Origin of the sequence: Streptomyces sp. BV286 (assembly GCF_019090165.1) — a bacterium.
Lineage (GTDB): Bacteria > Actinomycetota > Actinomycetes > Streptomycetales > Streptomycetaceae > Streptomyces.
In genome coordinates, this window is the sequence record NZ_JAHRIB010000082.1 from 1 (window position 1) to 8713 (window position 8713).

Genomic DNA, 8713 nt, shown 5'->3' on the forward strand with positions numbered 1-8713 from the left:
GCGCCGGCCGCCGCGGCGAGGACCGCGCGGGGCGAGTCGCGGCCCGTGCGGGCCAGCTCCTCGGCGAACGGGATCGCGTCCGGTACACCGTCGGGATCGCCCTGCCGGTTCCCGTCGCCGGGCCGCTCGCCCTCTCGTGCTCCCGCCCCGTCGTCGCCGACGATGCGGAACCGGTAGTCGTTCGACTGGCCCACCCAGGCGCCGTCGTCCTCGTGCCGCTGCACGACGGCGGCGTTGGCGACCACGTCGTTGGCCACGGCGTCCGAGGTGACCGCGAGGCGCATCCTGACGGAGAGGGTCTTGCCGGGGGCCACGGTGAACCCGGGGAAGTCGTCCTTCCCCGTGGAGCTGGAGCCGAGCACTCCGATGTGCTCGTCCTCCTCGGTCCGTTCGAAGGTCACGGGGCGGGGCCGTTCCCCGTCGTAGAACTCCAGGCGCGGCTGCTCCGACGTCAGCGCCCGCTTCCCGTCCACCAGGACGACGACGGGGTGGATGTTCCCGCAGGTGGAGTCGGTGGTGTTGGTGAGGTCGATGTACCAGGTCCGGAACCCGCCTCCGGCGTCATAGGTGTCGGGTCCGCCGTGGATCCGGGTGCGAACGGGGAAATCGCGCTTCCCGGACGAGGCGCACGAGGCCCTGCCGACTTCGGGCCGGCCGACGTGACGGTCGGACGCGGACGGGGAGAGGGCCTGCGCGGAGACCTGCCCGGCGGGCACGGAGAAGAGGGCGGCTGCAGCGCTTACGGCAAGAGACACGGGCTTGCTCAGTCGCATGGACACGGGAGCTTGCCACGGGCGGCCGGGCTGTCGGCTCCGCCACGCGGACGACCGCCCCCGGGCGGGGGCGCCGATCCATCCACTCGGTCCATCACACCGACCGCCCCGCCCCCTTCCGGAGCACGGCGGGCCCGTCAGGAAGCGTGACCGCCCTCCCGAGGTGCCACGGCCCCGTCGGGGGCGCGGGGAACTGCGCGACCGGCCCTCCACCACCCGCACGTCACATCCGACCCGCGGAGGCGACTGTGGGAAGAGGGCACCCCTCAGTCACGCCTCCGCCCTCCCGAACAGCGGCGCGAGCAACAACTGGGCCGCCCCCTCCGCCACCACCCGCTCCCCACCGGAGACACCCCGCACGGGCACGACCCCCGGCCCGTCCCCGAGCGCGTTCCCGGCGTCGCGCCGCGCGCGGCCACGGGCGCGGGCCCGGGCGTCCAGCACGGCCCCGACCCCCCGCACGAACCGCTCCGGCTCGGCGTCGACCGTGCGCCCTCCGAGCAGCACGAGGTCGATGTCGAGGAGCCCGACGAGGTTCGCGGCGCCTTCCCCGAGGACCCGCGCCGCCTCGTCGATGTCGCCCCCGGCCACGGCCGCGAGGCAGAGCACCTCCACACAGCCCCGGTTGCCGCAGGGGCAGGACGGCCCGTCCAGCTGGACGACCTGATGCCCGAACTCCCCCGCCCCGGTCCTGGCCCCGCGATGCACGGCCCCGCCGAGTACGAGCCCGGCCCCCAGCCCCGTACCGAGATGCAGGTACGCGAAGGATCCGACCTCGTCCCCGACGCCCCCGACACCCCCGACCGCCAGCCCGAGCGCGGCGGCGTTCGTGTCCTTGTCCAGCACGACGGGCACCCCGAGCCGGCGCGCCAGCGCGTCCCGCAGCGGAAAGCCGTCCCACTCGGGGAACCCGGTCACCCGGTGCAGCACGCCGTGCGTGTGGTCGAGGGGGCCCGGCATGGCGACACCGACACCGAGGACGGTGGACTCGGCAGCGGGCCGGCTCCTCCCGGCCCCGGCCGGCCCCGAAGCTGTCGCCGCCCCCGCCCGCAGCCCTTCCATCAGCACCCTGGCCTCGCTCACGACCGTCTCCAGCACGGCCACGGCCCCGGCTCCCAGACCGAGCCCGGTCCGCCGCTCCGCCACGACCGCCCCGGTGAGGTCGACCAGGACCGCCCGCAGCTCGTCCCGGTCGAGATGCAGTCCCACCGCGTGCCCGGCCTCGGGCACCAGCCGCAGCACGGTCCGTGGCTTGCCTCCGGTGGACGCCTGCCGTCCGGCCTCGGTCACCAGGCCGTCCTCCCGCAACCGGGCGGTGATCTTGCTGACGGCCTGCGGGGTCAGCCCCGTACGCCCGGCGAGTTCGAGGCGGCTCACTCCCGCCCGCCCGGCCCGCCGCAGCAGGTCGAGCAGCAGCGCGGCGTTGTGACTGCGCAACGCGAGCAGGTTCGCCCCGGCCGCACCCGGCAGTCCTGCGGCCGCGGAGCTGCCGGGCGTCCCGGAGGTTCTGGGCGACCCGGAGATCCCGGGCGTCCAGGAGGTCCCGGGCGTCCCGGAGCTCCCGGTCGTACTGGCCGCCGTGGTCACCTGGGGCACCCGGTCCGGCCCGGCCTCCGAAACCGCCCCGGGACCGGCCCCGACCCCGTCCTTGACCCCGGAGCCCTTCCCGTCCTCGATCCCGGAACCCTTCCCGTCCCTGATCCTGGAAACGTCGCCGTCCCCGGCCCTCTCTCCGATCCCGTGCTCGCCTCCGGTTCCGGCTCCAGCCTCAGCTCCGGCCTCAGCCACTCGGATCCCTCCCCATCGCTCGCGTCCACACCCCATTGTTCCCCGCGCTTGCACTTTGGCAACAGCGTTGCTTAAGTGGGTTGCATGACTGGTACAGGATCTGGCACCTCTCCCGGCGCGGGCCCCGTCCGCGAGGCCCCCTTCCGCGTGGGCCTCGTCGGCTACGGTCTCGCGGGCTCCGTCTTCCACGCCCCGCTGATCGCCGCCACCGAGGGGCTCACCCTCGACACGGTCGTCACCCGGAACCCGGAGCGGCAGCAGCAGGCGAAGGGCGAGTTCCCGGACGTACGGATCGCGGCGGCCCCCGACGAGCTGTGGCAGCGCGCCGACGAGCTGGACCTCATCGTCATCGCGTCCCCGAACAAGACACACGTGCCGATCGCGAAGGCCGCCCTCGAAGCGGGCCTTCCGGTCGTCGTCGACAAGCCGATCGCGGGCACGGCGGCCGAGGCCCGCGAGCTCGCCGCCCTCGCCGACGAGCGCGGCCTGCTGCTCTCCGTCTTCCAGAACCGCCGCTGGGACAACGACTTCCTGACGCTGCGGCAGCTGATCTCCGAGGGCGACCTCGGGGACGTCTACCGCTTCGAGTCCCGCTTCGAGCGCTGGCGCCCCCAACTCAAGGGCGGCTGGCGCGAATCCGGCGACCCGGCAGAGATCGGAGGTCTGCTGTACGACCTCGGCAGCCACCTGGTCGACCAGGCGCTGGTCCTCTTCGGCCCGGCGGCCACGGTGTACGCGGAGTCGGTCGTACGCCGCCCCGGCGCCGAGGCCGACGACGACACGTTCATCGCGATCACGCACACGAACGGTGTCCGCTCCCACCTGCACGCCTCCGCGACGACCGCCCAGCTCGGCCCGCGTTTCCGCACGCTGGGCTCGAAGGCCGGTTACGTGAAGTACGGCCTCGACCCCCAGGAGGCCGCCCTGCGCGACGGTGAGCGCCCGGTCGCGGGCAGGGAGAAGGAGTGGGGCGTCGAGCCCGAGGAGCTGTGGGGCCGCGTCGGCTCCGGCGAGTCGCCGTCGACCGGCGGCGGCACCCCGGTTCCGACCCTCCCCGGCACGTACCCCGCGTACTACGCGGCCGTCGCCGCCGCCCTGAGCGGCACCGGCGAGAACCCGGTCACCGCGCTGGAGGCCGCCGCGGCCCTGGACGTCCTGGAAGCCGCGCACCGCTCGGCCCGCGAGAACGTGACGGTGACCCTGTGACCACGCCCAGCACACCCACCGCACCGACCGTCGCCGAACTGGAGGAACAGGAGCGCCGTTTGACGCTCCCCCGCTTCACGTACGAGGACGCGTGGAGGCTCGGCACGCTGCTGGTCGAGCTGGCCCGCGAGCGCGAGGCCCCCGTCGCGATCGACATCCGCCGCGGCGGCCAGCAGCTCTTCCACGCCGCGCTCCCCGGCTCGACCCCGGACAACGACGCCTGGATCGACCGCAAGCGCCGGGTGGTCGAGCGTTACGCCGCCTCGTCACTCCTGGTGGGCACCCGGTTCCGCGCCAAGAACACCACTTTCGAGGACTCCTCCCGCCTGGACCCGGACACCTACGCGGCCCACGGCGGAGCCTTCCCGATCACAGTGACGGGCGCTGGTGTGATCGGCACGGTCGTGGTCTCCGGCCTCCCTCAACTGGAGGACCACGCAATGGTGGTGGAGGCCCTGGAACGCTTCACGGCACCTTCGTAGGGACGCGTTCTTCAGGGGCGCGGGGAACTGCGCGACCAGCCACAAGGAACCCGCAGCCGGCAACCGGCCGCGGTTCCCCGCCCCCGGCGAAACACATCAGGCGGACTTGAACTCCTGCCGCTGCCGCCCCAGCCCTTCGATCTCCAGCTCCACCACATCGCCCACCCGAAGGAACGGCTTCGGCTCGGGCATCCCGAGCGCAACCCCCGCCGGCGTACCGGTGTTGATGACGTCCCCGGGATAGAGCGTCATGAACTGACTCACGTACCGCACGACTTCGGCCACGGAGAAGATCTGGTCGGACGTGCTGCCGTCCTGCCTCAGCTTCCCGTTGACCCACAGCTTCAGCCCGAGCGCCTGCGGGTCGGGAACCTCGTCCGCCGTCACGAGCCACGGCCCGAGCGGGTTGAACGTCTCGCAGTTCTTCCCCTTGTCCCAGGTCCCGCCGCGCTCGATCTGGAACTCCCGCTCGGACACGTCGTGCGCCACCGCGTATCCGGCGACATGTCCGAGCGCGTCCTCGCGCGAGGCGACATAGCGCGCCGTACGCCCGATGACGACCGCGAGTTCGACCTCCCAGTCGGTCTTCACCGAGCCACGCGGCACGAGCACCGTGTCGTGCGGCCCGACGACCGTGTCCGCCGCCTTGAAGAAGATCACCGGCTCGGTGGGCGGCTCGGCGCCGGTCTCCTTGGCGTGGTCGTGGTAGTTGAGGCCGATGCAGACGATCTTGCCGATCCGGGCGAGCGGCGGGCCGACCCGCAGCCCGGCCGCGTCGAGCGCGGGCAGGTCCCCGGCCTCGGCGGCGGTACGGATCCGGCCGAGCGCCTCGTCGTCGGCGAGCAGCGCCCCGTCGATGTCCGGCACGATGCCCGACAGGTCCCGCAGGACCCCCTCGGCATCGAGCAGCGCGGGACGCTCGGCCCCCGCCGTACCGACTCGCAACAGCTTCATGAGCACTCTCTCCCTTGATCGCGGGCGGCCCGACCGACGGGTGCAGCCATCGGAGGACTGGTCGATCCTCCAAGGTCGACGTCCAGTCCGCAATACCCGGTTCACGGACTGGACCGTAACCACCCACGCTCCGCGCCTCCCGCCAGGTCAGCCGAGTACGGCGGCGGCCGGGGCCGCGCCCGGCATGTCCCGGTACAGGACAGCCCGCTCCACCGCGCTCCACGTCGTGCTGGTCACCACGTACAGCGCCGCCGCCAGGGGCACGACCGCCACGGTGACCAGGGTGAAGAACGACATCAGCGGCATGATCTTGGTGATCGCGCCGAGCCCGGGCACCTGCTGCTCACCCGGGGCGCCGCCGGCCGCCGGGGCCGCCTGGACGCCGTTCGCCATCATCCGCTTCGTACGCCGGTAGTTGAAGGTGGCGACAGCCGCGACGATCACGAACAGGCCCAGGTAGACCAGCCCCGGCGCGCCGAGGATCCCGCCGTCCCGCAGGGCGTCCGTCCACCGGTCGCCGAGCGGGGCGGCGAAGAGCTGGTGGGCGAGCAGGGAGTTGGCCTCGCCGCCGATCCGCGCGTTGGAGAACAGGTGGTAGAGCAGGAAGAAGGCCGGCAGCTGGAAGAGGCTGGGCAGGCAGCCGGAGAGCGGCGACACCTTCTCCTCGGCGTGCAGCGCCAGCACCGCCTTCTGCAGCTTCTCGGGGTTCTTCCCGTGCTTCTTCCGCAGCTCGGCGATCCGCGGCTGCAGCGCGGCCCGCGCCCGCTGCCCACGCGCCGAGGCCCGCGACAGGGGGTGCACGAGGAGTCGTACGAACGCGGTGAACAGGACGATCGCGACGGCCGCCGCGGAGGCCTGGAAGAGCGGTTCGACCAGATCGGCGAGTCCTTCGACGAGGCTCGCGAACACGGACATGAAGGAAGCGAAGACGGAAGAAAAGGCGGACATGGGTGAGCCCTCCGAGGGTCTCGTCGTGCCGAAGAGTGAGACGTGACGTGCGTCGGCATGACGACCCGCGAAGGGGCGGCGGAAGGAACGAGGAGAAAAGAGAAAAGAAGGAACGGAGTTCCCGGGATTCCCCTACGCGGCCGTCAGGAGGGAACGGCCGGGTGCTCGGGGACGCCTGCGGCCCCGGGCGTCGGGGTCGCGTTGCGGCAGGAACGCCGTGCGCTGCTCACGGTCGCGCATGGCCGTACGCACTCTCGTACGGGGCACGGCGGGCGCGAGGCGCGAGGCGATGAGGGAACAGGCCGTGAGCGCGGACCCGGCGGCGGCGGTCGCGGCGAACGCGACGGCGACGGCTCCGGAGAGGCTGCCGGTGTCGAGAAGCGCCACCTGAAGGAGGACGACGAGCAGCACGACGGCGGGCTTCAGCTGCGCCCAGGTCCTGGTCATCGGCTGTCCTCCTTCCTTCGTGCTTCCTTCGTGCTTCGCGGCCTCCTGCCGTTATACAGGATCCGGCTTCGGTACGACGGGCCACGGACTCCGGCACGATCGTGGTACACCGACGGCACAGTCGATACCCTCCCTGCGGGGAACGCGCGTGCGGACAGGGGGAGTTGCTGTGTACCGAAGACGCGTGCGGCTGGGCCTGGGGGTGTTGTTCACCGGGCTGCTGCTGGCCGGCTGTTCCGGGTCCGGGGACGACGGGACCGCCAAACCCGCCGGGTCAAGACCCGCCGGTTCCGAGCCCGCCGGTTCCGGGCAGACGACCGCGAGCGGTGGCCCACGCTCCAGCCCGACCCCGACCCCGCCCCCGGATTCCACGCCCGGTTCCGGTGCCAGTGCCACGAGCCTGGATTTCGTCCCGGATCCGGGCCGCGCCCCGAAGACCCGCGCCGAGGCCTTACGCCTGGCCCGCACCGTCGCGGCTGCGCCCGCCGACTGGGGCCCCGGATTCGTCAGGCGCAGCCCGTACGAGGCCGACCCCGGTTCCTGGCCCTCGCTCGACGCGGACTGCGTCTGGCAGCGCGAGCCACTGCCCGCGACCGTGCTGGCCAGCCTCACCCGCAACAGCGAACTGCCCGCCGAGGACGGCAAGGGCCCGGTCCGCGTCGCCGCCGTCGTCAGCGTGCACCGGACCGTGAAGGACGCCGACTGGGAGATGGCCGGAACCCTGGAGGAAACGCTGCGCTGCCCCGACCAGCAGCTCCGCCAGGGCGAGCGGATCACCGGACTGCTCTCCCAGGGCGCGGACTTCGGCCTGCTGGGCAACTTCACCTCCGAGGACTCGCTCGCGGAGAGCGGCGAGTACTCCAGTGACGAGCTCGGCGGCCCCCACCACTACTACTGGCTTCAGAGCCGTCTGGGCCAGGTCACCGTGGCCGTCGTCGGCAGGGGCGCCGAGGGGCGGTCCGCCGACGAGGTCAACGCCGCCCTGCAAGAGGGAGCGGGCCGGATGCTGAGCGACCTCGAAACCGAACTGGAGGCGCCGCGATGAGCGGGCGTCTGCTTCCCACCGACCCCGCCTCGATCGGCGGACACCGGCTGCTGGCCCGTCTCGGCGAGGGCGGCATGGGCGTGGTCTACCTGGGCCGTACCGAGGCCGGGTCGCTGGCCGCCGTCAAGGTCATCCAGGCCGAGTACGCGGACGAGCCGGACTTCCGTGCCCGGTTCCGCCGGGAGGTCGAGGCGGCCCGCCGGGTGACCAGCCCGTGGGCGGTGCCGGTCACCGGCGCCGACCCGGAGGCGGCGGCGCCCTGGCTGGCCACCGCCTTCGTCCCCGGCCCCTCGCTCGCGGAGGCGGTCGCGGACCACGGGCCGCTGCCCGCTCGCAGCGTGCGCGTGCTGGGCAGGATGCTCGGCGCCGCGCTGCGCCAGGTGCACGCCACCGGGCTGGTCCACCGGGACGTCAAGCCGGCCAACGTCCTGCTCGCCGTGGACGGCCCACGTCTGATCGACTTCGGGATCGCGCGGGCGACCGACGAGACCGCGATCACCTCGACGGACCTGGTCGTCGGAACGCCCGGTTTCCTCTCCCCCGAGCAGGCCGAGGCGCGCGGCGCGGCCGTGGGCCCGGCCAGTGACATCTTCTCGCTGGGGTGCCTGCTGGCGTACGCGGCGACCGGCCGTCCGCCGTTCGGTACCGGGACGACGGACGCCCTGCTCTACCGCACGGTCCACGACGAACCCGACCTCGACGGCATCGAGGCCGAGGACCCAGCAGGGGCCGAGGGGGACACCGCAGGCGTCGGGCTGCTGACGCTGCTGCGCCTGTGCCTGGCGAAGGACCCGGCCGACCGTCCGACGGCCGAGCAGCTCGGCACGGTGCTGCTGGTCGAGGACGCCGTCCCCGAGGGCGGCCGGATCGACTGGCTGCCCGACGACGTCGTACGGGCCATCGCCGACCGTTCGGCCGCGATGCTGGCTCTTCCCGACATCGAACCGACCGTCGCCGAAGCACCGGCACATGATTCGGCATCCGCATCGACCGCGGGAGACGGGGAGCCGCCGTCGCCCGGCCGGCGGCGGCTGCTCCTGGCCTCGGGCGCCGCCGTGCTGCTGGCGGCC

Annotated in this window: 9 protein-coding genes; 4 read left to right on the forward strand and 5 right to left on the reverse strand. The window is 73.1% G+C overall.

Going from position 1 to position 8713, the window contains the following annotated elements; all coding sequences use genetic code 11:
• Positions 1-755, reverse strand: a 755-nt coding sequence (locus KUF83_RS11765) for a hypothetical protein (protein WP_217454582.1), incomplete at its 3' end; no start/stop codon positions are given.
• Between the two features lie 288 nt (positions 756-1043).
• Positions 1044-2297 (reverse strand): ROK family transcriptional regulator, encoded by a 1254-nt coding sequence (locus KUF83_RS11770; protein WP_217454590.1) that lies wholly within the window; start codon positions 2295-2297, stop codon positions 1044-1046.
• Positions 2298-2645: 348 nt separating this feature from the next.
• On the opposite strand from KUF83_RS11770, the gene KUF83_RS11775 reads away from it, so the two are divergent.
• Entirely contained in the window at positions 2646-3767 is a 1122-nt protein-coding gene (locus tag KUF83_RS11775; RefSeq protein WP_217454583.1) for a Gfo/Idh/MocA family oxidoreductase, read from the forward strand.
• Positions 3764-4249, forward strand: a complete 486-nt coding sequence (locus tag KUF83_RS11780; protein WP_217454584.1) for a heme-degrading domain-containing protein — start codon at positions 3764-3766, stop codon at positions 4247-4249. Before KUF83_RS11775 ends, KUF83_RS11780 begins: the two co-directional genes overlap by 4 nt.
• 96 nt (positions 4250-4345) lie before the next feature.
• Here the strand turns inward: KUF83_RS11780 and KUF83_RS11785 are convergent, their stop codons facing one another.
• From KUF83_RS11785 to KUF83_RS11795, 3 genes are all read right to left on the reverse strand, one after another.
• Entirely contained in the window at positions 4346-5203 is an 858-nt protein-coding gene (locus tag KUF83_RS11785; RefSeq protein ID WP_217454585.1) for a fumarylacetoacetate hydrolase family protein, read from the reverse strand.
• Between the two features lie 147 nt (positions 5204-5350).
• A complete protein-coding gene (locus KUF83_RS11790) occupies positions 5351-6118 on the reverse strand; it encodes a YidC/Oxa1 family membrane protein insertase (protein WP_217454586.1) in 768 nt (255 codons plus the stop codon).
• 165 nt (positions 6119-6283) lie between these two features.
• Positions 6284-6598: a DUF6412 domain-containing protein gene (locus KUF83_RS11795; protein ID WP_217454587.1), complete on the reverse strand. Its 315-nt coding sequence runs from the start codon at positions 6596-6598 to the stop codon at positions 6284-6286.
• A 169-nt stretch (positions 6599-6767) separates the two neighbouring features.
• Between KUF83_RS11795 and KUF83_RS11800 the strand changes: the two genes are divergently transcribed.
• Both KUF83_RS11800 and KUF83_RS11805 read left to right on the forward strand, forming a co-directional pair.
• Positions 6768-7643 carry a hypothetical protein gene (locus KUF83_RS11800; RefSeq protein WP_217454588.1) on the forward strand — a complete coding sequence of 292 codons (876 nt, stop codon included), beginning with the start codon at positions 6768-6770 and terminating at the stop codon, positions 7641-7643.
• Positions 7640-8713, forward strand: a 1074-nt coding sequence (locus KUF83_RS11805; protein WP_217454589.1) for a serine/threonine-protein kinase, incomplete at its 3' end; no start/stop codon positions are given. The genes KUF83_RS11800 and KUF83_RS11805, both read left to right, overlap by 4 nt.